The organism is Halomonas koreensis, from assembly GCF_031451675.1.
GTDB classification, from domain to species: domain Bacteria; phylum Pseudomonadota; class Gammaproteobacteria; order Pseudomonadales; family Halomonadaceae; genus Halomonas; species Halomonas koreensis.
This window is the reverse complement of the sequence record NZ_JARWAK010000002.1, coordinates 39,355-59,738: the sequence shown is the minus strand read 5'-3', so window position 1 is coordinate 59,738 and position 20,384 is coordinate 39,355. Positions and strand designations below refer to the sequence as shown.

The 20,384-nt window shown below is 72.2% G+C and carries 15 protein-coding genes; 7 read left to right on the top strand and 8 right to left on the bottom strand.

Features of this window, described 5'->3' with window-relative positions:
* The first annotated feature begins 243 nt into the window (after positions 1 to 243).
* Genes queC through QC818_RS02395 form a run of 4 tightly spaced genes read left to right on the top strand, consistent with a single transcriptional unit; the run spans position 244 to position 2,663 of the window.
* A complete protein-coding gene (gene queC, locus QC818_RS02410; protein ID WP_309651246.1) occupies positions 244 to 930 on the top strand; it encodes a 7-cyano-7-deazaguanine synthase QueC in 687 nt (228 codons plus the stop codon).
* Positions 923 to 1,564 (top strand): 7-carboxy-7-deazaguanine synthase, encoded by a 642-nt coding sequence (gene queE, locus QC818_RS02405; protein WP_309651245.1) that lies wholly within the window; start codon positions 923 to 925, stop codon positions 1,562 to 1,564. Before queC ends, queE begins: the two co-directional genes overlap by 8 nt.
* The gene (locus QC818_RS02400; RefSeq protein ID WP_309651244.1) at positions 1,564 to 2,409 is read left to right on the top strand and encodes a 6-carboxytetrahydropterin synthase; all 846 of its coding nucleotides are present in this window, start codon (positions 1,564 to 1,566) and stop codon (positions 2,407 to 2,409) included. The genes queE and QC818_RS02400 overlap by 1 nt, the downstream gene beginning before the upstream one ends.
* Positions 2,406 to 2,663, top strand: a complete 258-nt coding sequence (locus QC818_RS02395; protein ID WP_309651243.1) for a YkgJ family cysteine cluster protein — start codon at positions 2,406 to 2,408, stop codon at positions 2,661 to 2,663. Before QC818_RS02400 ends, QC818_RS02395 begins: the two co-directional genes overlap by 4 nt.
* A 48-nt stretch (positions 2,664 to 2,711) precedes the next feature.
* Here the strand turns inward: QC818_RS02395 and QC818_RS02390 are convergent, their stop codons facing one another.
* From QC818_RS02390 to QC818_RS02380, 3 genes are read right to left on the bottom strand one after another with little or no spacing between them, the layout of a single operon-like run.
* Entirely contained in the window at positions 2,712 to 6,611 is a 3,900-nt protein-coding gene (locus QC818_RS02390) for an AAA family ATPase (RefSeq protein ID WP_309651242.1), read from the bottom strand.
* 32 nt (positions 6,612 to 6,643) lie between these two features.
* Positions 6,644 to 7,276, bottom strand: coding sequence for a MiaE family protein (locus tag QC818_RS02385; RefSeq protein WP_309651241.1), 633 nt, complete (start codon positions 7,274 to 7,276; stop codon positions 6,644 to 6,646).
* Positions 7,273 to 7,731 carry a DUF1289 domain-containing protein gene (locus QC818_RS02380; RefSeq protein WP_309651240.1) on the bottom strand — a complete coding sequence of 153 codons (459 nt, stop codon included), beginning with the start codon at positions 7,729 to 7,731 and terminating at the stop codon, positions 7,273 to 7,275. Before QC818_RS02380 ends, QC818_RS02385 begins: the two co-directional genes overlap by 4 nt.
* 244 nt (positions 7,732 to 7,975) lie before the next feature.
* On the opposite strand from QC818_RS02380, the gene acnB reads away from it, so the two are divergent.
* The 3 genes from acnB to QC818_RS02365 all read left to right on the top strand — a co-directional run bounded on the left by acnB (position 7,976) and on the right by QC818_RS02365 (position 13,501).
* Positions 7,976 to 10,579, top strand: coding sequence for a bifunctional aconitate hydratase 2/2-methylisocitrate dehydratase (gene acnB, locus QC818_RS02375; protein ID WP_309651603.1), 2,604 nt, complete (start codon positions 7,976 to 7,978; stop codon positions 10,577 to 10,579).
* A gap of 510 nt (positions 10,580 to 11,089) precedes the next feature.
* Complete coding sequence (rraA, locus tag QC818_RS02370; protein WP_309651239.1) at positions 11,090 to 11,575, top strand: ribonuclease E activity regulator RraA; 486 nt, start codon at positions 11,090 to 11,092, stop codon at positions 11,573 to 11,575.
* Positions 11,576 to 11,617: 42 nt separating this feature from the next.
* Positions 11,618 to 13,501 (top strand): glycerophosphodiester phosphodiesterase family protein, encoded by a 1,884-nt coding sequence (locus QC818_RS02365; protein WP_309651238.1) that lies wholly within the window; start codon positions 11,618 to 11,620, stop codon positions 13,499 to 13,501.
* Positions 13,502 to 13,516: 15 nt separating this feature from the next.
* Here QC818_RS02365 and QC818_RS02360 read toward each other — a convergent pair whose 3' ends face one another.
* The 5 genes from QC818_RS02360 to ppsA form a co-directional block, all read right to left on the bottom strand.
* Positions 13,517 to 13,915 (bottom strand): hypothetical protein, encoded by a 399-nt coding sequence (locus tag QC818_RS02360; RefSeq protein ID WP_309651237.1) that lies wholly within the window; start codon positions 13,913 to 13,915, stop codon positions 13,517 to 13,519.
* Positions 13,916 to 13,967: 52 nt separating this feature from the next.
* The gene (locus tag QC818_RS02355) at positions 13,968 to 14,741 is read right to left on the bottom strand and encodes a universal stress protein (RefSeq protein WP_309651236.1); all 774 of its coding nucleotides are present in this window, start codon (positions 14,739 to 14,741) and stop codon (positions 13,968 to 13,970) included.
* The gene (locus QC818_RS02350) at positions 14,728 to 17,133 is read right to left on the bottom strand and encodes a Lon protease family protein (protein WP_309651235.1); all 2,406 of its coding nucleotides are present in this window, start codon (positions 17,131 to 17,133) and stop codon (positions 14,728 to 14,730) included. Before QC818_RS02350 ends, QC818_RS02355 begins: the two co-directional genes overlap by 14 nt.
* A 64-nt stretch (positions 17,134 to 17,197) precedes the next feature.
* Positions 17,198 to 17,704: an anti-virulence regulator CigR family protein gene (locus QC818_RS02345; RefSeq protein WP_309651234.1), complete on the bottom strand. Its 507-nt coding sequence runs from the start codon at positions 17,702 to 17,704 to the stop codon at positions 17,198 to 17,200.
* Between the two features lie 142 nt (positions 17,705 to 17,846).
* On the bottom strand, positions 17,847 to 20,219 hold the full coding sequence (gene ppsA / locus QC818_RS02340; protein ID WP_309651233.1) for a phosphoenolpyruvate synthase: 2,373 nt from the start codon (positions 20,217 to 20,219) through the stop codon (positions 17,847 to 17,849).
* Between the last annotated feature and the right edge of the window lie 165 nt (positions 20,220 to 20,384).

The window sequence follows — 20,384 nt, the reverse complement described above, 5'->3', positions numbered from 1 at the left end:
AGGGGGCGGATTATAACAGCGCCGAGCGCCGTGCGCCGAACGGCCTCGCCCCTCGCACCTCGCACCTCGCACCTCGCACCTCGCACCTCGCACCTCGCACCTCGCACCTCGCACCTCGAGGGTTTGGCGCCTGTCCCGCCGGTCAAGTACACTGGGCGCCTCCTGCCGGACCGGACCCCGGCCATGGTCCCGACGCGCCCGAGGCGCGGCGGGCGGACAAATTCTCCGACCCACAGGTACCCTATGTCCCAGTCTTCCGCACCGGCCACCGTGGTGATCTACTCCGGTGGCATGGACTCCTATACCGTGCTGCACCGCGCCCTGCGCGAGGGCCGCCGGGTGCATGCCCTGTCCTTCGACTACGGCCAGCGCCACGCCCGCGAGCTCGACGTCGCCCGCCGGGTCTGCCGCGAGCTCGACGTGCCCCACCAGGTGGTCGACATCACCGCCATCCATGGCCTGATCGACGCCTCGGCGCTCACCGACGCCGAGCGGGCGCTGCCCGACGGCGACTACGCCGAGGCCAACCTCCGCGATACCGTGGTCCCCAACCGCAACATGGTGCTGCTGTCGCTGGCCATCGCCAAGGCGGTGAACATCGGCGCCGACCGGGTCGACTACGGCGCCCACGGCGGCGATCACGTCCTCTACCCGGACTGCCGGCCCGAATTCGTGGAGGCCATGAACGCGGTGGCCGGTATCGCCAACTTCGAGCCGGTGACGATCCACGCCCCCTACCTGCGCGCCGGCAAGGACGCGATCCTCGCCGAGGGCCTGGCCATGGGCCTCGACTACGCCCGGACCTGGACCTGCTATCGCGGCGAGGCCCTGGCCTGCGGGCGCTGCGGCAGCTGCCGCGAGCGCCTCGCGGCCTTCGCCGCCAACGGCGCCCGCGACCCCCTGCCCTACGAGGACGCCGGCGATGTATAGCGTCAAGGAGGCCTTCTACTCGCTGCAGGGCGAGGGCGGCCAGGCCGGCCGCGCCAGCGTGTTCTGCCGCTTCAGCGGCTGCAACCTGTGGTCCGGCCGGGAGGCCGACCGGGCCACGGCGGCCTGCCGCTTCTGCGACACCGACATCCGCGGCACCGACGGCCAGCATGGCGGGCGCTTCGCGTCGGCCGACGCCCTCGCCGACCACCTCGCCGGCCTGTGGCCCGATGCCCCGGGCACCGCCACGCCCCAGGTGATCTTCACCGGCGGCGAGCCGCTGCTGCAGCTCGACGCCGAGCTCATCGACGCCATGCACCGGCGCGGCTTCGACGTGGCGGTGGAGACCAACGGCACCCTGCCGGCCCCGGCCGGCATCGACTGGCTGTGCGTCAGCCCCAAGGGCGACGCCCCGCTGGTCCAGACCACCGGCGACGAGCTCAAGCTGGTCCATCCCCAGGCCGACGCCCCGCCGTCGCGCTTCGTCGACCTGCCCTTCCGCCACTTCTTCCTGCAGCCCATGGACACCGCGCCGCTGGGTGGCGGGGACAGCCTGGCCCAGACCGTCGCCTACTGCCTCGCCCATCCCCAGTGGCGGCTGTCGCTGCAGACCCACAAGATCGCGGGGATCGACTGATGACGCTGTTCGTGAATCGCCTCACCCACCTGGACGCCTCCCTGTGGTGCCCCGAGCGCGGCCTGATCGGCGCGAGCTGGCGGGTGGATGCCGAACTCGACGGCGAGCTGGGCGCCGACGGCATGCTGTTCGACTTCGGCGAGGTCAAGCCATGGATCAAGGCGCGCCTCGACGGCGGCGCGGATCACACCCTGCTGGTGCCCACCGAGGCGCCCGGGGTCAGCGTGCAGGACGTCCCCGAGGGGCTCTGCGTGCGTGCCGACTCGCCCTATCCGTTCGAGGTCCGCGGGCCGCGGCAGGCCTTCACCCTGCTGCCCTGGCCGGCGGTCACCCCCGGGCGCCTGGCCGACCGGCTGTCCGCCGCGCTCTCCCGCCAGCCCCCCGCCCGGGTCGAGGCCATTCGCCTGACCCTGAGCGACGAGCCCATCGACGGGGCCGCCTATACCTACAGCCACGGTCTCAGGCGGCATGCCGGCAACTGCCAGCGCATCGCCCACGGCCATCGCTCGCGGCTGCACGTCTGGCAGGACGGCGAACGCCGCCCGGCGCTCGAGGCCGAGTGGGCCGAGCGCCTGGCGGATCGCTATCTGGTGGACGAGGCGGACGTGGCCGAGGGGCTGGACGCCTCCTTCCTGGGCCGGCTGACCAGCCGCTACACCGCGGCCCAGGGGCGCTTCGCCCTGAGCCTGCCCCGGGAACGCTGCGTGGTGATGCCGACGCCCACCACCGTGGAGCACATCGCCGCCTGGCTGGCCGGGGAGATCGCCCGGGAAACCGGCCGCGCCACCCGCGTCCAGGCCTTCGAGGGCATCGACAAGGGGGCCCTGGCCGAGGCGCGGCCGTGAGCGCCGACGGCTGCCGGCCGGGCTGCGGGGCCTGCTGCATCGCCCCCTCGATCAGCTCGCCGATCCCTGGCATGCCCCACGGCAAGCCGGCGGGGGTGCGCTGCGCCCAGCTCGACGACGACAACCTCTGTCGGCTGTTCGGCGACCCGCGTCGCCCCGCGGTATGCCGGCGCTTCGACTACGATCCCGAGCTGTGCGGCGAGCGCCGCGACCAGGCCCTGGCCCGCATCGCGGCCCTGGAAACGGCGACCTGACGCCTCCCGCCCCGGGCGTCTGGCGTGGCGAGGGCCCCGAGGCGGGGGTCAGTCCTCCAGGTCGGCGGTGTGCGGCAGGCGCCGGTCGAGCAGGGTCCGCCAGCGCACCAGCACCGGGGCATCGCTGTGGCTGACCTCCCCCAGCAGCCGGCGGAAGGCCGTCCGGGCCGAGGCATCGTCGCCGTCGACCAGGGTCAGCCAGGCCTCCAGGCCGCACAGCTCCTGGTGGAGGTTGCCGTCGTCGCGGGCCTGCTCCAGGGCCTGCTCGGCCAGCGCCCGGACCTCCTCGGGGGGATGGCCCAGGCGATGCCGCACCCAGGCCAGCTGCACGGCCAGCTCGGGCACGAACAGCGTGGCCCGCTCCCGGGCGATCAGCAGGCACTGGTCGAGGTAGTCCTCGGCCCGGGCCAGCTCGCCCAGGGACACGCAGGCATCGACGAACCACAGCGCCGGGCGCTGGTAGGGGTCGCGGCCGGTGACCTCGGCCAGCTCCTCGAGCGCCGCCTCGATGCGGTTGAGCCCCTCGCGGTCGCCGGACAGGGCGCGCTGCCAGCCGAGCACGATGCGCGCCGCCACCTGCCACAGCTGCAGGTCCGGGGTCCCGGTCAGCTCGAAGGCGCGCTCGGCGCGCTGGGCGGCGAGGTGGACATGGCCCACCTGGCGGTAGAGGGCGGCGGCATACATCAGCGCCATGGCCAGGCTGCCGGGATGATTGATGCGCTCGGCCAGGCGGATCGCCGACTCCACCTGGCGCTCGGCGCGCCGGTAGTCGCCCCGCAGGCACAGCGCCCAGCCCTGGAAGCAGGCCGCGGCCACCTGGGGGTGATCCGAGAACGGCAGCCACTCGATCATCATCGGCGAGTTCAGCGGATCGATCTCCTCCAGGTGCTCGTAGGCCTGCTGGATGCGTCCCGCCCAGTACTCGCAGCTGGCCCGGGCGAAGTCGGCCAGGCGGCGGTAGCGCGGGTCCTCCAGGCGGTCGGCGAGGTCGGCCAGGCGCGAGGCGAGCAGGAAGGCGTCGGCATGGGCGTTGCGCTGGCTGCAGCCCACCCACAGGCCCCACTTGACCAGGAAGGCCTGCTCCAGGTCCTCGATGTCCTCCGGCGCCTCGTCGGCGCAGACCAGCAGCTCCCGGGCGCGCACGAAGCTCTCGTGGGCGGTCGGCGAGCCGTGCCCCTCCAGGGCGAAGGCCGCCTGGCCACGCACCGTGTGCAGGCTGATCTCGCGCTCGGCGGGATCCTCCACGTGGCGCAGGCTGGCCAGGCCGGCGTCGGCCATCTTCAGCGCCGTGCGGTTGGCGCTGACCTTGAGCGCCTCCCGGGCCGCCAGCTCGAAGTAGCGCGCGCCGCGGGCATAGTGGCCGCTGCGCCGCAGGTGGGTGGCGAAGTCGCCGGGGTGGCGACTGATCCACATCGGGAAGCGCTCCTCGATCAGCGCCACCACCTGGCGATGCAGCGACACCCGCAGGTCCCGGGGACAGGACAGGTAGGCGGCCTCCTGGAGCAGCTGATGGGTGAACTGGAACTCGCGGCCGCCCTCCTCGCCGGCCACCGCCTCGATGATCTCCAGGCGCTCCATCTGCTCCAGGGCCGCGCTCAGCCGCGGCAGCTCCCAGCCGCTGCACTCGGCCAGGAAGTCGAGCCGGAAGCGCCGCCCCAGCACGGCGGCCACATGGGCCACCTCGCGGTCGGCGTCGAGCTGGTCGATGCGGCTGGCGAGCAGGCCGAGCAGGCCGTGGGGCAGCTCGTCCAGCTGCACGCTGCGCCCCTCGCGGCGGTCCATGTCGACCCGCCGGCAGAGCTCCTGGAGGTACAGCGGCACGCCGTCGCAGCGCTCGATGATCTGGCTGCGCAGCCGCGGGCTGAGGTGCAGCCGGTAGCGACGGGCCAGCTGGGTGAGCAGCCGCGAGGCCTGCATGGGATCCAGGCGGCCCAGGGTGATCTGCTGATCCCAGTCGAGCTTGGCGGGCAGCGCCTCGCGGCCGTGGTGACTGGCCACCAGCAGGAAGGGGCAGTTGATCGGCAGCCGGGCCTGCAGGCCGGCCAGCACCTTGAAGGAGGGCTCGTCCAGCCACTGCAGGTCGTCGATCATCACCACCAGGGTGCGCTGCTCGGTGAGCCGCTCGATCAGCCGGTGCAGCAGGCCCACCACCAGCTCCACGGCCTCGCCGCTCTGGGCCAGCACCGCCAGCTCGCGGGGCTCGCGCACGCCCAGCGCCTCCTCCAGCAGCAGGCGCTGCTCGTCGTCGAGATCGGCGTCCACCAGGGCGTCCAGCGCCTCGGCCTCGATCCGGCCGCCCAGGTGCCAGGCCAGCAGCTGGCGGGCCACGCCGTAGGGCTCCTGCACCGACAGCCGGGTGGTGGGCTGCCAGCAGATCGCCGCCTCGCGGCTCTGCTCCAGCTGGCGGAAGCCGACCAGCAGCGCCGACTTGCCGAGCCCCGAGGGCCCGCGCACCAGCACGCTCTGGCGCAGGCCGATGCCGGCCCGGGCCAGGGCGTCGCGCAGGTTGCGCAGCGCCGACTCGCGGCCCACCAGGCTCGGCGGCAGGGCCTCGCGGCCGCCCTCGTTGGTGCCCAGCACCAGGGCGCGCAGGCGCACCTGGCCGTCGCTGGCGACCAGCCGGGTGGACAGCCGGGGCTGGAGGTCCAGGGCCGGCGGCATGTGCTGGCTGGCGTCCTGGGAGATCACCAGCTCGCTGCCCTGGGCGGCCCCCATCAGCTCCAGGGCGCCCTGGGTCACCTGGCCGAGGGGGTCGACCAGGTGGCGCTCGGGCAGGTAGACCACCCGCCCGCTGTTGAGGCCGGCGGCCAGGGCGATGCGCGGCGGCTCGCCCTCCCCCGACCAGTGGCGGGCGCTCTCCTCGGGCAGCACCCGGCGGCAGTGCTCGTACAGCGCCACCAGCTCGGCCAGCTGGTGGGCCGGCCCGTGGGTGCCGAAGCAGGCCAGCCCCAGGCCGCCGGTGGCGCCGGGCAGCCAGAAGCCGCCCAGGTGGTGGCACTGCTGCTCCAGCCAGCGCATCAGCTCGATCTGCAGCGCCAGGCAGGCGCGGGCCTCGCCGCGAGTCGCCAGGTCGGCGTCGAGGGTCAGGCGGATGGCCATCACCGACAGCTGGCGCTGCTCGATCTCGTCCTCGCGGGGCGGGGCGCTGTCCGCCGCCAGGGTCCGCGAGAAGGCGCCGCTGGGACCGGCACCGGGCTCCGGCTGGCCGTCGGACCAGTAGCGGGCCAGCTGCAGGAAGGACGGGTCCGGCTGCTGGCCGGTCAGCGCCAGCAGCTGCAGGTAGCCGTTGTACTGCTCGTGGGCCGCGGCCAGCTGCCCCTGCTCGGCGAGCTGGCGCACCAGCCGCTCGTGGAAGGGCCCATAGCCGGAGAAGCGGCTGACCAGGGCCTGCAGCAGCTCGTCGGGAAGCGGGTCGCAGCGCTCGAGGACCGCCTCGGCATAGCGGATCACCCGCTGGCGCCACTCGTTGCGCACCTGCACCAGCCAGCGCTGGAACTCGGCGCAGGCGGCGAGCTGGAGCTCCTCGGCCAGGTCGCCCTGGTAGCATTCCAGGACCGCCTCCAGGGTCTCCACCTCCGGGGGCGAGGCCAGCAGGCCCTGCAGCTCGTGGAGGTCGAAGCGCCAGTGCTCGGGCAGGCGGAAGGCGATGGTCTGGCGGGACACCGACAGCACCCGCTCGGCCTGCTCGCCCAGCGACTGGCGCAGGCAGTGCAGGGCGTGGCGCAGGTTGGTGCGCCCCGACGACAGTCCCTGGTCCGGCCACAGCAGCTCGGCCAGGGTCGCCCGGTTGACCGGCTGCTCGTGCAGCAGCAGGTAGACCAGCAGCGCCTTGACCTTGTCGTAGCTGAAGTGGGTCAGGGCGTCATCGCCCAGGGTCAGCGAGAAGTGACCGAAGAGAGCCAGGCGATCCTGGTCGTCGGGGGTAACGGCGTCGGAAGCATCCCGCATGTTGATGGGTCCTGCTGGGCGTCGCCCCGGCCTCAGGCCGGGACGCCGCTGTGAAAACGAAATACCGTGTCCGGCATGCGAATCAGCTCGGCCTCGCGCTCGGCGAAGAAGGCGACCCGATCCTCGATGGCGGCCGGGGCGGCCTGCCGCGCCAGCATCAGGTAATCCTCATAATGACGCCCTTCCGACTTAACCAGACCGCGGTAGAACTTGGCAAGCTCGTCGTCAAGATGGGGGATCAAACGCGCGAAGCGCTCGCAGCTGCGGGCCTCGATCAGGGCGCCGATGATCAGGATATCGACCAGCCGCCAGGGTTCTTCACCGCGCAGGTGACGCCGCAGCCCCTCGGCATAGCGCGAGGCCGAGAGATGCCGGTAGACGATGCCCCTGGCCTCCATCAGCTTGACCACCTGCTCGAAGTGCAGCAGCTCCTCGCGGGCCAGCTGGCTCATCTTGGTCATCAGCAGCGGCCGGTCCACGTAGCGGTAGAGCAGGCTCATCGCCGTGGAGGCCGCCTTCTTCTCGCACTGGGCGTGATCGATCAGCAGCAGCTCGGGGTTGGCGAGCGCGGCCTCCACCCAGGCATCGGGCGTGGCGCAGTTCAGGAAGTCGAGCAGCCCGGCGGGCAGCAGGTCGTCGGGGGCGGCGGCGGATATCGCGGTCATGGCTGGGTCCGGGGGTTCTGGGTTCGGGAGAGGGCCTCGGCCTCGCGGCGCGCCTCGGCGGCGGCCATCAGTTCGCCGACCAGGCGCGCGTGCAGGGTCGCGGCGTCCAGCGGCTCGACGGGGGCCAGCCCATAGCGCGACAGGTCGCGGATCCGCTCGCGGCCCACCCGCAGCAGCTCCACGGCCCGGGACAGCGCCGGCTGCTCGGGCCGGAAGCGGATCCGGTGGCGCACCAGCTGGGCCTCCAGGGCCTCGGCATCCACCACCCTCAGGTGGCGGGCGGCGACCTCGACGCGCAGGGCGTCCAGCTCGGCCATGCGCCGAGCCCGCGCCTCGCCGGTCAGGGCGGGCCAGTCGCGGATCTCGTCGTCGATGCGCTGACAGCCGCGGCACACCCGGTCCCCGACCGTCGTCGAACACACCCCCACGCAGGGGGAGACCACGCGCCCCGTCATCGGCGGCTCCTCTCCGTTGATTGCGGGGCCCATGGTAACGCGCCGCCGCGGCGCTGGCACCCCGCCCGGCCCGCCGACCAAAGTTCAAGGGCCCGTCATGGCGGGGATTCTTAACATTGTCGACAGTTTCTCCTAGAATGACGCCACCGTTGACCGTGCCGTTTCACGTCGTGCCGAGCGGTCGCGCCGAGGCGCCATGACCCGCGCGGCGAGTTCGGCCACCACCACCAATGAGGGCCACCACGTGCTTGAAGCCTATCGCCAACATGTCGAGGAGCGTGCCCAGGCCGGCGTGCCGCCGAAGCCGCTGAACGCCGAGCAGACGGCTGCCCTGGTCGAGCTGCTGAAGAACCCGCCCGCCGGCGAGGAGGAAGCCATCCTCGACCTGCTGACCAACCGCGTGCCGCCGGGGGTCGACGAGGCCGCCTACGTCAAGGCCGGCTTCCTGACCGCCATCGCCAAGGGCGAGGCCGAGTCGCCGCTGATCGACAAGGTCCATGCCGTCAAGCTGCTGGGCACCATGCAGGGCGGCTACAACATCGTCTCGCTGGTCGAGCTGCTGGACGACGACGCCCTGGCCGCCGAGGTGGGCGAGCAGCTCAAGCATACCCTGCTGATGTTCGACGCCTTCCACGACGTGGAGGAACGCGCCAAGGCGGGCAACGCCGTGGCCAAGGACGTCATCCAGTCCTGGGCGGAGGCCGAGTGGTTCCTGTCCCGGCCCGCCCTGGAGGAGAAGATCACCCTGACGGTCTTCAAGGTCCCCGGCGAGACCAACACCGACGACCTCTCCCCGGCCCCGGATGCCTGGTCGCGCCCGGACATCCCGCTGCATGCCAACGCCATGCTCAAGAACCCGCGCGACGGCATCGAGCCGGTCGAGCCGGGCGTGACCGGCCCGCTCAAGCAGATCGAGGACGTGAAGGCCAAGGGCCACCCGGTGGTCTACGTCGGCGACGTGGTCGGCACCGGCTCCTCGCGCAAGTCCGCCACCAACTCCGTGCTGTGGTTCTTCGGCGACGACATCCCCAACGTGCCGAACAAGCGCGCCGGCGGCTTCTGCTTCGGCGGCAAGATCGCGCCGATCTTCTTCAACACCATGGAAGATTCCGGTGCCCTGCCCATCGAGATGGACGTCGAGAAGCTCGAGATGGGCGACGTCATCGACGTCTACCCCTATGAAGGCAAGGTCTGCCGTCACGGCACCGACGAGGTGCTGACCACCTTCGAGCTCAAGACCCAGCTGCTGCTCGACGAGGCGCGCGCCGGCGGCCGCATCCCGCTGATCATCGGCCGCGGCCTGACCGCCAAGGCCCGCGAGTCACTGGGCCTGGCGCCCTCCGAGGTGTTCCGCCTGCCCGAGCAGCCCGCCGACACCGGCAAGGGCTTCACCCTGGCCCAGAAGATGGTCGGCAAGGCCTGCGGCATGGACGGCGTGCGCCCGGGCATGTACTGCGAGCCGAAGATGACCACCGTGGGCTCCCAGGACACCACCGGTCCGATGACCCGCGACGAGCTCAAGGACCTGGCCTGCCTGGGCTTCCAGGCCGACCTGGTGATGCAGTCGTTCTGCCACACCAGCGCCTATCCCAAGCCGGTCGACGTGGAGACCCACCACACCCTGCCCGACTTCATCATGAACCGCGGCGGCGTCTCGCTGCGTCCGGGCGACGGCATCATCCACTCCTGGCTGAACCGCATGCTGCTGCCCGACACCGTGGGCACCGGCGGCGACTCGCACACCCGCTTCCCGATGGGCATCTCCTTCCCGGCGGGCTCCGGCCTGGTGGCCTTCGCCGCCGCCACCGGCGTGATGCCGCTGGACATGCCGGAATCGGTGCTGGTGCGCTTCAAGGGCAAGCGCCAGCCCGGCGTCACCCTGCGTGACCTGGTCCACGCCATCCCCTACTACGCCATCCAACAGGGCCTGCTGACCGTCGAGAAGTCCGGCAAGAAGAACGCCTTCTCCGGCCGCGTGCTGGAGATCGAGGGCCTCGAGGACCTCACCGTCGAGCAGGCCTTCGAGCTCTCCGACGCCTCCGCCGAGCGCTCCGCCGCCGGCTGCACCATCACCCTGGGCGAGGACTCGGTGGCCGAGTACCTGAAGTCCAACATCACCCTGCTCAAGTGGATGATCGCCAACGGCTACGGCGACAAGCGCACCATCGAGCGCCGCATCCAGGGCATGGAGGAGTGGTTGGCCAACCCGAGCCTGATGCGCGCCGACAAGGACGCCGAGTACGCCGAGGTGATCGAGATCGACCTCGACCAGCTCGCCGAGCCGGTGCTGTGCGCGCCGAACGACCCGGACGACGCCCGCCTGCTCTCCGAGGTGGCCGGCCAGTCCATCGACGAGGTGTTCATCGGCTCGTGCATGACCAACATCGGCCACTTCCGCGCCGCCGGCAAGCTGCTCGAGAAGCAGCCCGCGGGCAGCCTGAAGACCAAGCTGTGGCTGGCCCCGCCGACCAAGATGGACCAGCACCAGCTCACCGAGGAAGGCTACTACGGCATCTACGGTCGCGCCGGGGCGCGCATGGAGATGCCCGGCTGCTCGCTGTGCATGGGCAACCAGGCCCGGGTCGCGGCCAAGAGCACCGTGGTCTCCACCTCCACCCGCAACTTCCCCAACCGCCTGGGCGACGGCGCCGACGTCTTCCTGGCGTCCGCCGAGCTGGCCGCCGTGGCCGCGGTGGAGGGTCGCCTGCCCAGCGTCGACGAGTATCGCCGCTATATGAGCGAGTTCGACGCCATGGCCGGCGAGATCTATCGCTACATGAACTTCCACGAGATCGAGGAATTCCAGAACGCCGCCTCGAGCGTGATCCCCGTGGCTCAGGAAGGCTGAGCCCCTTCGACGCCGATGCTCGCACCATCGCAGGTCCGCCCCCGGGCGGGCCCGTCGATCACCGAAGCGCCCCGCCCGGGGCGCTTTTTTTTGGTTCTTCGCACCTTGGCGTGAATACCATTGTGGGGCACTCGGTTCGGCGCTTCAGAGCCCCTCAAGGCCGGGCGGGCAACATAGAATCTCCCGCGAAGCGCCCTATCAGCGAGACAGAGCCATCGCGCAGGTCACCGTGGGAGCCCAATTCATTGGGCGAAAGGCGCCGATAGGCGCCCGGGGGAGATCCTACCGCGGTGCCTCTATCGCCGCCGCTGCGCGGCGGATCGCGATCTGAAGATCGCTCCCACGAAGAGCACACCCACCATGCCAAGCTGAGCCGTGCAGCGACTTCACGCTGATCCGCGAAGAACCTTTTTTTTGCATGCCCGCGGCCGGCGGGCGACCAAGGGGGCATTCCCCTGGGCGGCGGCTATGGCATCATCGGGCCCTCACTGTCATCGCCGAGAGGTTCCCATGACGACCATCGTCACCCCCGATATCTGCGACGCCTACCCCGAGGTCGCCATCCTCGAGCCGCTGTTCGTGAACTTCGGCGGCCTCGAGGCCTTCTGCGGCCCCGTGCGCACCGTCAAGTGCTTCGAGGACAACTCCCGAGTCAAGGAGGCCGTGTCCGAGCCCGGCGACGGCGCCGTGCTGGTGGTCGACGCCGGCGGCTCGACCCGCTGCGCCATGCTGGGCGACATGCTGGCCGAGAAGGCCGCCGGCAACGGCTGGGCGGGCGTGGTGATGTACGGCTGCGTGCGCGACGTCGACGATCTGGCCGAGACCGAGCTCGGCATCCAGGCGCTGGCCGCCCATCCGCGCAAGAGCGACAAGCGCGGCGAGGGGCAGCGCGACGTGCCGGTCAGCTTCGCCGGGGTGACCCTGGAGCCCGGGCAGTGGCTGTACGCCGACAACAACGGCATCCTGGTGGCCGAGCAGCGCCTGGCCCTGGACTGACCGCCCTTGGCGGGGCCGGCGGGGGGCTGCCACCCTGAGGGCATGACCACCGTGCTGGCCCTGTCCCGGCTGACCGGCGATGTGCTGCGCAGCCTGCGGGATCACCTGCGCCCGCTGATCGCCTGCCACCTGTTCTTCACCCTGCTGGCCTCCGGCCTGCTGCTGCCCGCGGCGGGCTGGGCCCTGGCCCACCTGCTGGCGCGGCTGGAGCGCCCGCTGGTCAGCCATGCCGCCGTGCTCGAGGCCCTGCTGACCCCGATCGGACTGGGCTGGCTGCTGGCGCTGCTGGCCCTCGCCTTCCTGGTGCTCTATCTGCAGCAGGCCGGCCTGACCCTGGTGGCCGTGCGGCCCCGGGATCACCATCTGAAGCTGGCCGTCGACGCCCTCTGGACCTGCCTGCGCCGGCTGCCGTCGCTGTCGGGGCTGGCCCTGCTGCAGGTCGGCAGCCAGCTGGCGCTGCTGCTGCCGGTGGCGCTGGCGGTCCTGGTGCTCCACGACCGCCTGCTCGGCGACCTCGACCCCGACTACCTCCGCCAGGTGCGACCGCCGGCGCTGTGGCACTTCCTGGCGACCGCCGCCCCCGCCGTGCTGGGCTGGGCGCTGGCCGCCGCCGCCCTCTACACGCGCTGGCACCTGGCCCTGCCGGTGCTGATCCTGGAGGGGGCGACGCCCCGCCGGGCGCTGGCCCGCAGCGCCCGGCTGACCCGCGGACGTGGCCACGGCATCGCCGCGGCGATCCTGGTGCTGCTGGCCGCGCTCCTCGCCCTGCCGCTGGCGGCCACGGCGCTGTTCGACGCCGCCTTCACGCCGCTGCTGGCGCGGCTGCCCGAGCGCCCCGCCCTGCTGATGCCGGCCATGCTGGGCTACGTCAGCGCCTACACCCTGGTGGCCCTGGCCGCCACCTTCGTCGGCATCGCGGCCAACGCCCTGCTGGGGGCCTGCCTCTACCTGCGCCTGGCCCATCGCGAACCCCGCCCGCCGACGCCGCCCCCCGGCGCCCACCCGGGGCGCCTGGCCTGGGGGGTCGAGCTGGGGGTCATCGCCATCGCCGTCACCCAGGCCTGGCTGATGCTGCAGGCCGGCGAGATCCGCGAGCGGGTCGATATCGTCGCCCACCGGGGCAGCTCCCGGGCGGCGCCGGAAAACTCCCTGGCGGCCATAGAGCGGGCCGTCCGAGAGGGGGCCGACCTGGTCGAGGTGGACGCCCGCCTGACCGCCGACGAGGCGGTGGTGCTCCACCACGACCGCAGCCTGGCCCGGCTGGCCGGGGACGCCCGACGCATCGCGGCCCTGGACCGGGCCGCGCTCACCGCCCTGCGCCTGACCGGCCCCCGGGGCGGGGCATCCCGGGTCGCCGGCCTGGACGAGGCCCTGACCCGGGTGCGCGGCCGGGCGGGGCTGATGATCGAGCTCAAGGGCGAGCCGGGCCGGGAGGCCCGCCTGGTCGCCCGGGTGGGCGAGGTGCTGGCGGCGGAGGCCCGGGCCCGGCGGCGCTGCCGGGATCGGGCCGCCGACGGGGTGCGGCGCGCGGCCTGCGGGGATCCTAGGGTGATGCGCCGCGTGGCCCTGGCCAGCCTCTCCTACCCGACCCTCAGCGAGATCGCCGAGCGGCTCCCGGCGGCGCGCCGGATCCTGCTCGCCCAGCTGACGCTGCGCGGCGCCCTGCCCCGCCGCGGCTTCGACATCCTGGCGCTGCGCCACAACCGCGTCGATGCCGCGGCGGTGCGCCGCGCGGACCGCCATGGCTATGCGCTCTACGCCTGGACCGTCAACGATCCGGCGCGGATGTCGCGGCTGATCGACCTGGGCGTGGACGGCATCATCACCGACCGCCCCGGCCGGCTGCGCGCCCTGCTCGCCGAGCGCCATCGGCTCGGCGATGGGGCGCTGATGCTGGTCAAGCTGCACAACTGGCTCCGGCAATAGGCCCCGCGACAGGGATCAGCCGCGCCGGCAGCGCCAGGCCGCCAGGCCGCCGATCGCCGCCAGGCCGGTCAACCCCGCCGCCCCCCAGCCGACGGCGTCCACCAGCGCCTGGAAGCCCCCCGGCGCCGCCCGGGGGCGGGCGTCCATGCCGTGGGCCGCCAGGCGGACGCCGCCATAGAGCAGCAGGGTCACCAGGGCAAGCGGCAGGATGCCCTGCAGCCGGGCCAGCGCCCGGGTCGGCGCGGCCGGTCCCGAGGGGGCGGGTCGCCGGGCGGCGCGGCGGCGCGGTCGGCGCGCGCCCGCCGCTCGCGGCGACAGGCGCCCCAGGGCCCAGCACCCGATCCGCCACAGCCCCCAGCCGAGGGTGAAGCAGAGCGACACCATCAGGCCGCCCATCACCAGGAAGTACGTCATCGCAGCGGGTCTCTCGCCAGAGGGGGCGGCCATGATGCCAAAAGACGCCGCCTCAGGGCACCACCACCACCGGCATGGCCAGCCGGGCCAGCCAATCGGGGTCCTCGGCGAGCAGCGCGCGCAGGGCGGCGCGATCCAGCATCAGCGCCCCGCCCCGGCACACCGACAACCGCCGCACCAGATCGGCCGCAGCGCCCCGGGGCAGCGGCTCGATGCCGTCGAACAGTGTCGAGAACGGCGCGGGCACGGCCGGCAAGGCGCCGGTGCCGGGCGACGCCAGCACACGCAACGGCCCGGGCTCCGCCGGCTCCCGCCCCTCGTCCCAGACCACCACCGGGCAGGGGGCGCCGAGCATCAGTCCCAGGCCCGTGGCCCCGGGCCGCCCCCCGAGGGGGCCGGCCGGCCCGGCCTTGCCGATCAGCATGATGTCCCCGGGGGCGGCGAACGCCAGGGCCTCGGCGAGCACCCGTCCGCGGCTGACGTGCAGCGAGTGGCGCAGCCGGCGGCCGGCCACGGCGAGCTCCAGGTCGTGGCCGACGCGGGCGGCCTGGCGGGCCAGGCTCGCCTCCAGGCTCGGCGCGGTGAGCCGCCGCACCAGCCCGGTCTGGGCGCCGACCTCCCGGGCGAAGGGAAAGGCCGCGCTGTGCAGCAGGTCCTGGTCCTCGATGTAGAGTGCCACCAGCTCGACCTCCTGGCGCTCGGCCAGACGCACCGCGGCGCCCAGCGCCGCCAGGCTGTAGCGCGAGGCATCCAGCAGCGCCAGCACCCGGGCGGCGATCAGCGACACGCCCGGCGCCTCGCCCGCCGGCCCGTCATGCTCGGCCATCGTCCTGTTCCTCCTCGCCGCCACTGTCGGCGCCACTGTCGGCGCCGGCCCCGGGCCGCGTGCGGCTGCGCCGCACGGTCTCGTGGAAGGCCGCCAGCCGCTCGCCGACCCGAGCCGCCAGGGCCTCGCCCGTCACCCCGCCGGCGGGGGTGAGCAGCGCCAGCGCCTCGTCCACGTGACGCACCGCATAGAGGCGGAAGCGCCCCGCCGCCATGGCCTCGCGGACCTCCGGGCCGAGCATCAGGTGCGCCACGTTGGCCGCCGGCAGGATCACCCCCTGGCCATCGGGCTCCCCCTGGTGGCGGCAGGCCGCGAAGAAGCCCTCGACCTTCTCGTTGACGCCGCCCACCGCCTGCACCTCGCCGTGCTGGTTGATCGAGCCGGTCACCGCGAGGGCCTGGTCCAGGGGCTGGCGGGCGATCGCCGAGACCAGCGCGCAGACCTCGGCCACCGAGGCGCTGTCGCCTTCCACCCCGCCGTAGGACTGCTCGAAGGCCAGGCTCGCCGACAGCGACAGCGGAGCGTCCCCGGCATAGCGGTTGGCCAGGTAGCGGGACAGGATCATCACCGCCTTGGCATGGATGGGGCCGCCGAGCTTCGCCTCGCGCTCGATATCCACCACCTGGCCGCTGCCCGGCCGGGCGGTGGCGGTGATGCGAATCGGCAGCCCGAAGCCATGGCCGGTGAGCGGCATCACCGTCAGGCCGTTGACCTGGCCGACCCGGACGCCCCGGGTGTCGATCATCAGGGTGCCGCGGGCGATCAGCTCCTGGTGGCGCTCGCGGATCCGGTCGGCGCGGCGCTGCTGCTCGGCCACCGCGCGCTCCACGGCCTCGCGCCCGACGGCCACCTCGCCGGCCGCCCCGGCCCAGTGGTCCGCCTCCACCAGCAGGTCGTGCAGGTCGCGGTGCCGGGCGGTGAGCTTGCGCTGGTCGCCGGCCAGGCGGCTGGCCCGCTCGATCACCGCCGCCACGCCCTCCGGGTCCAGGGGCCGCAGCCCTTCCTCGCGCACCAGCCCGGCCAGCATGCGCGCATAGAGGTCGAGGCGAGCATGGTCGCGGTCGAAGTCGTCGTCGAGATCGGCCTCGACCTTGAACAGCTCGAGGAAGTCCGGATCGTGCTCGCAGAGCAGGTAATACAGCAGGCGGTCGCCGAGCAGCACCACCTTGACGTCCAGCGGCACCGTTTCCGGCTCGAGGCTCAGGGTGCTGATCAGCCCGTAGGCCTGCTCCAGGGACTCGGTGCGGATGCGGCCGGTGGACAGCACCCGCTTGAGGGTCTCCCAGGCGCCGGGCTGGGTGAGCAGGCTGCGCGCATCGACCACCAGGTAGCCGCCGTTGGCCCGGTGCAGGGCGCCGGCGCGGATCAGGGTGAAGTCGGTGAGCAGGGTGCCGTTCTGGACCTGGTGCTCGATGCGCCCCACCAGGTGCTGGTGGCCGGGCAGGTCCTGATAGACCACCGGCGCGCCCTCGGCGTCGCCGTTGTCCACCAACAGGTTGAGGCGAAAGCGGCTGAACAGTGCCTCCGGCGGCATCTCCGGCTCGTCGGTGCGGAACACCTCGACGTTGTCGAGGAGCGCCTGCCGGATGCCGGCCAGGTGGTCGAGCACCCCCTCGTGCTCGGCATAACGATCCTCGAGCTCCTGGAGGGGGGCGCCGATGGTGGACTGCAGCATCTCCTCGTTGAGGGCGGCGATCTGGTCGCGCAGCGACTGGGTCAGCTTGGGCATCTGGCGGATCGCCTGGGTCAGCTTGCGCTGCAGGATCTCCACGGTGCCCTCGATGCGCTCCCGCTCCTCCTGATCCAGGGCCTGGTAGGCCTCCGGCGACAGCATCTCGCCCTCGCCGTCGGCGGGGGCGAAAGTGAAGCCGCTGGGCGTGGACAGCAGCAGGATATCGTGCTCGCGAGCCTCCCGGCGCACCGCCTCGACCGCGTCGCGCTGACGCTCGCCCATGGCCTGCTTGAGCTCGTGGAGCCGGTTCTGGTACTCGTCGCTCTCGAACACCGCCGGAATGGCGCTCGCCAGCTCCTCGATCAGCCGTTCGATGTCGCCGCGCAGCTGGCGGCCCAGGCCATGCGGGAGCCTCAGCAGGCGCGGCGCCGCGGGGTCGTCGAAGTTGTTGAGGTAAACCAGGTCCGGCGGCGGCTCGCCCCCGGCGGCCCGCGCCTCGAGGAAGCGGGTCACCAGGTCGCGCTGGCCATGGCCCGGCGGTCCCAGCACGTAGAGGTTGAAGCCGCGGTGGCGGATCTCGGTGCCCAGCGCCAGCGCCTCCCGGGCCCGGTCCTGACCACCGATCAGCGCCAGGGGCTCGAGCTCGCTGGTCAGCGCGAAGTCGAAGGTCTCGCTCGGACAGCGCCGAAACACCGCCTCCACCGTCAGGGGTTCGACCATGGCCCACCTCCTCTGCCGACAGACTCAGTATGGCGGATTCCCGCGGGAGGGCGACCGAGGCGGGTCAGTCGAGGACGTCGCGAATCACGGCCCGGATGATGTCGCGGGTGATGTCGACCAGCACGACGTCGCTGCCGACCCGCCGCCACTCATGGCCGTCGTAGTGCGGCAGGTCGCGGCGGATGCCGGCGTCGAGGCGCTTGGCGATGCCAGGGGGCAGCGGCTTGCCGCGGGCCAGGTTCTGCCGGATGCCGGGCGGCAGCGACACACGCTCGTCGCCGGCGAAGGCGTCGCGGTGGCGGTGGAACACCCCGCGAATCAACGCCTCCTCGAGACGCGGAGCGTCGCGGCGATGGCCGGCCTCGCCGCCTTCGCGGTCGGCGTGCCGGCGCTCCCCGTGGCGCGGCTCATGGCGCGCCGCCGGCCCCCGCTCGGGCTGCGCCCGGGCGCCCCCGGCATGGTCGGGCGGGCCGCCGTTGCCGGGGGCGGCCTGGGCCGGCAGCGCCAGGATACCCAGCATCAGGGTAGCGACCGTCGCCAGGCGACGGCATCGACGTTTCGGGACGCGCATGATGGCCCTCCTGCTTTGGCCCGGGGGATGCCCGCAGTCTAGCGCCTCTCGCGCCGGCCGGTGTGCAAGGGAGGTGCAGAAACGATGACACCCGGGCCGAGGCCCGGGTGTCGTGGCGAGTCGATAGCCGCTGCCTCGGCGCTCAGCCGAGCGTCTCGCCGGCCAGCATGAACCAGGTCTCGAGCACCGCGTCGGGGTTCAGCGACACCGAGTCGATGCCCTGCTCCATCAGCCACTTGGCCAGGTCCGGGTGGTCCGAGGGCCCCTGGCCGCAGATGCCCACGTACTTGCCCTGAGCCCTGCAGGCCTGGATCGCCATGGCCAGCAGCTTCTTGACCGCAGGATTGCGCTCCTCGAAGAGGTGCGCGACGATCCCGGAGTCGCGATCCAGCCCCAGGGTGAGCTGGGTGAGGTCGTTGGAGCCGATGGAGAAGCCGTCGAAGTGCTCCAGGAATTCCTCGGCCAGCAGGGCATTGGCCGGCAGCTCGCACATCATGATGACCTTGAGGCCGTCCCGGCCGCGCTCCAGGCCATTGGCGGCCAGCAGCTCGACCACCTCGCGGGCCTCGTCGGTGGTGCGCACGAAGGGCACCATGATCTCGACGTTGTTCAGCCCCATCTCGTCGCGGACCCGCTTCAGCGCCCGGCACTCGAGCTCGAAGCAGGGCCGGAAGGCGTCGGAGATGTAGCGCGAGGCGCCGCGGAAGCCGAGCATCGGGTTCTCCTCGCCCGGCTCGTAGAGCTTGCCGCCGATCAGGTTCTCGTACTCGTTGGACTTGAAGTCCGAGAGCCGCACGATGACCCGCTGGGGGTAGAAGGAGGCCGCCAGGGTGGCGATGCCCTCGACCAGCTTGTCGACGTAGAAGCCGACCGGATCGTCGTAGCCCGCGGTGCGCAGGTCGATGGTCTGCTGCAGGTCCGCCGGCAGGGTGTCGTACTCCAGCAGCGCCTTGGGGTGCACGCCGATCATGCGGTTGATGATGAACTCCAGCCGCGCCAGGCCGACGCCGGCGTTGGGCAGGCCGGCGAAGCCGAAGGCGCGGTCCGGGTTGCCGACGTTCATCATGATCTTGAACGGCAGCTCGGGCATGGCGTCGACGCTGGTGACGTTGCGATCGAACTCCAGCAGGCGATCGTAGACGTGGCCGGTATCGCCTTCGGCGCAGGACACGGTGACGTCGCGGCCGTCGGCGAGCACCTCGGTGGCGTCGCCGCAACCCACCACGGCCGGGATGCCGAGCTCGCGGGCGATGATCGCCGCGTGGCAGGTGCGTCCGCCGCGATTGGTGACGATCGCCGAGGCGCGCTTCATCACCGGCTCCCAGTCCGGGTCGGTCATGTCGGTGACCAGGACGTCGCCGGGATGGATCTTGTCCATGTCGTCCGGGCTGTGCACGACCTTGACCGCGCCGCGGCCGATGCGCTGGCCGATGGCCCGGCCGGTGACCAGGGTGCGCCCCTTCTCCTTGAGCTGGAAGCGCTCGAGCTTGCCGCCCTGCTGCTGGGAGACCACGGTCTCGGGGCGCGCCTGGACGATGTAGAGCTCGCCGTCGTCGCCGTCCAGCGCCCACTCGATGTCCATCGGCCGGCCGTAGTGCTGCTCGATGGTCACCGCCTGCCGCGCCAGGGCCATGACCTGGTCGTCGTTGACGCAGAAGCGCGCGCGCTCGGCCAGCGGCACGTCCACGGTCTCCACGGACTTGCCGGCGCTGGCGTCGCCGGTATAGACCATCTTGATCAGCTTGGAGCCCAGGTTGCGGCGCAACACCGCCGGCCGGCCGGCGGCCAGGGTCGGCTTGTGGACGTAGAACTCGTCGGGGTTCACCGCGCCCTGCACCACGGTCTCGCCCAGGCCCCAGGAGGCGGTGACGAAGACGGCGTCGCGGTAGCCGGACTCGGTGTCGAGGGTGAACATCACCCCGGAGGCGCCGGTCTCGGAGCGCACCATCTTCTGGATGCCGGCGGACAGCGCCACGTTCTCGTGGGCATAGCCGCGGTGCACCCGATAGGAGATGGCGCGGTCGTTGAACAGCGAGGCGAAGACCTCGTGCACGGCGCGCTTGATGTTGTCGAAGCCCTCGATGTTGAGGAAGGTCTCCTGCTGGCCGGCGAAGGAGGCGTCCGGCAGGTCCTCGGCGGTGGCCGAGCTGCGCACCGCCACCTTGAGGTTGGGGTGCAGGGCGACGAGCTTGTCGTAGCTCTCGCGCAGGGCGGCCTCGAAGGCCGGCGGCAGCGGGGTGTCGATCACCCACTGGCGGATCTCGGCGCCGACCCGGGCCAGCTCGTTGACGTCGTCCACGTCGAGGGTGGCCAGCGCCTGGTTGATGCGCTCGTTGAGGCCCTCGTGGGACAGGAACTCGCGGTAGGCGTGGGCGGTGGTGGCGAAACCGCCGGGCACGGTGACACCGGCCCCGGCCAGGTTGGAGATCATCTCGCCGAGGGAGGCGTTCTTGCCCCCGACGCGCTCGACGTCGTCCATGCCCAGATGATCGAACCACAGAATGTAATCGTCCACGAGACCCCCTTGATTGGATGTCGACGCCAGAAACGCGCTCGTCGCGCCGTCACGAATGGATGCTGGCGACTCTACCAGCGGCGATCCATATTCGCCATTGGTCTAAGATCGAAGTCAGTGGAGGTTTTTTACAACAACCCGCCCGAAGCGGGGATTCCTGTAGTC

Excerpts from the sequence above, each read along its gene's own strand:
- QC818_RS02380 (WP_309651240.1), bottom strand. The coding sequence starts at position 7,731 with ATGACGGGGCGCGTGGTCTCCCCCTGCGTGGGGGTGTGTTCGACGACG.
- QC818_RS02350 (WP_309651235.1), bottom strand. The coding sequence starts at position 17,133 with ATGGTCGAACCCCTGACGGTGGAGGCGGTGTTTCGGCGCTGTCCGAGC.
- QC818_RS02385 (WP_309651241.1), bottom strand. The coding sequence starts at position 7,276 with ATGACCGCGATATCCGCCGCCGCCCCCGACGACCTGCTGCCCGCCGGG.
- queE (WP_309651245.1), top strand. The coding sequence starts at position 923 with ATGTATAGCGTCAAGGAGGCCTTCTACTCGCTGCAGGGCGAGGGCGGC.
- QC818_RS02400 (WP_309651244.1), top strand. The coding sequence starts at position 1,564 with ATGACGCTGTTCGTGAATCGCCTCACCCACCTGGACGCCTCCCTGTGG.
- QC818_RS02360 (WP_309651237.1), bottom strand. The coding sequence starts at position 13,915 with ATGACGTACTTCCTGGTGATGGGCGGCCTGATGGTGTCGCTCTGCTTC.
- queC (WP_309651246.1), top strand. The coding sequence starts at position 244 with ATGTCCCAGTCTTCCGCACCGGCCACCGTGGTGATCTACTCCGGTGGC.
- QC818_RS02365 (WP_309651238.1), top strand. The coding sequence starts at position 11,618 with ATGACCACCGTGCTGGCCCTGTCCCGGCTGACCGGCGATGTGCTGCGC.
- QC818_RS02345 (WP_309651234.1), bottom strand. The coding sequence starts at position 17,704 with ATGCGCGTCCCGAAACGTCGATGCCGTCGCCTGGCGACGGTCGCTACC.
- QC818_RS02355 (WP_309651236.1), bottom strand. The coding sequence starts at position 14,741 with ATGGCCGAGCATGACGGGCCGGCGGGCGAGGCGCCGGGCGTGTCGCTG.
- QC818_RS02390 (WP_309651242.1), bottom strand. The coding sequence starts at position 6,611 with ATGCGGGATGCTTCCGACGCCGTTACCCCCGACGACCAGGATCGCCTG.
- rraA (WP_309651239.1), top strand. The coding sequence starts at position 11,090 with ATGACGACCATCGTCACCCCCGATATCTGCGACGCCTACCCCGAGGTC.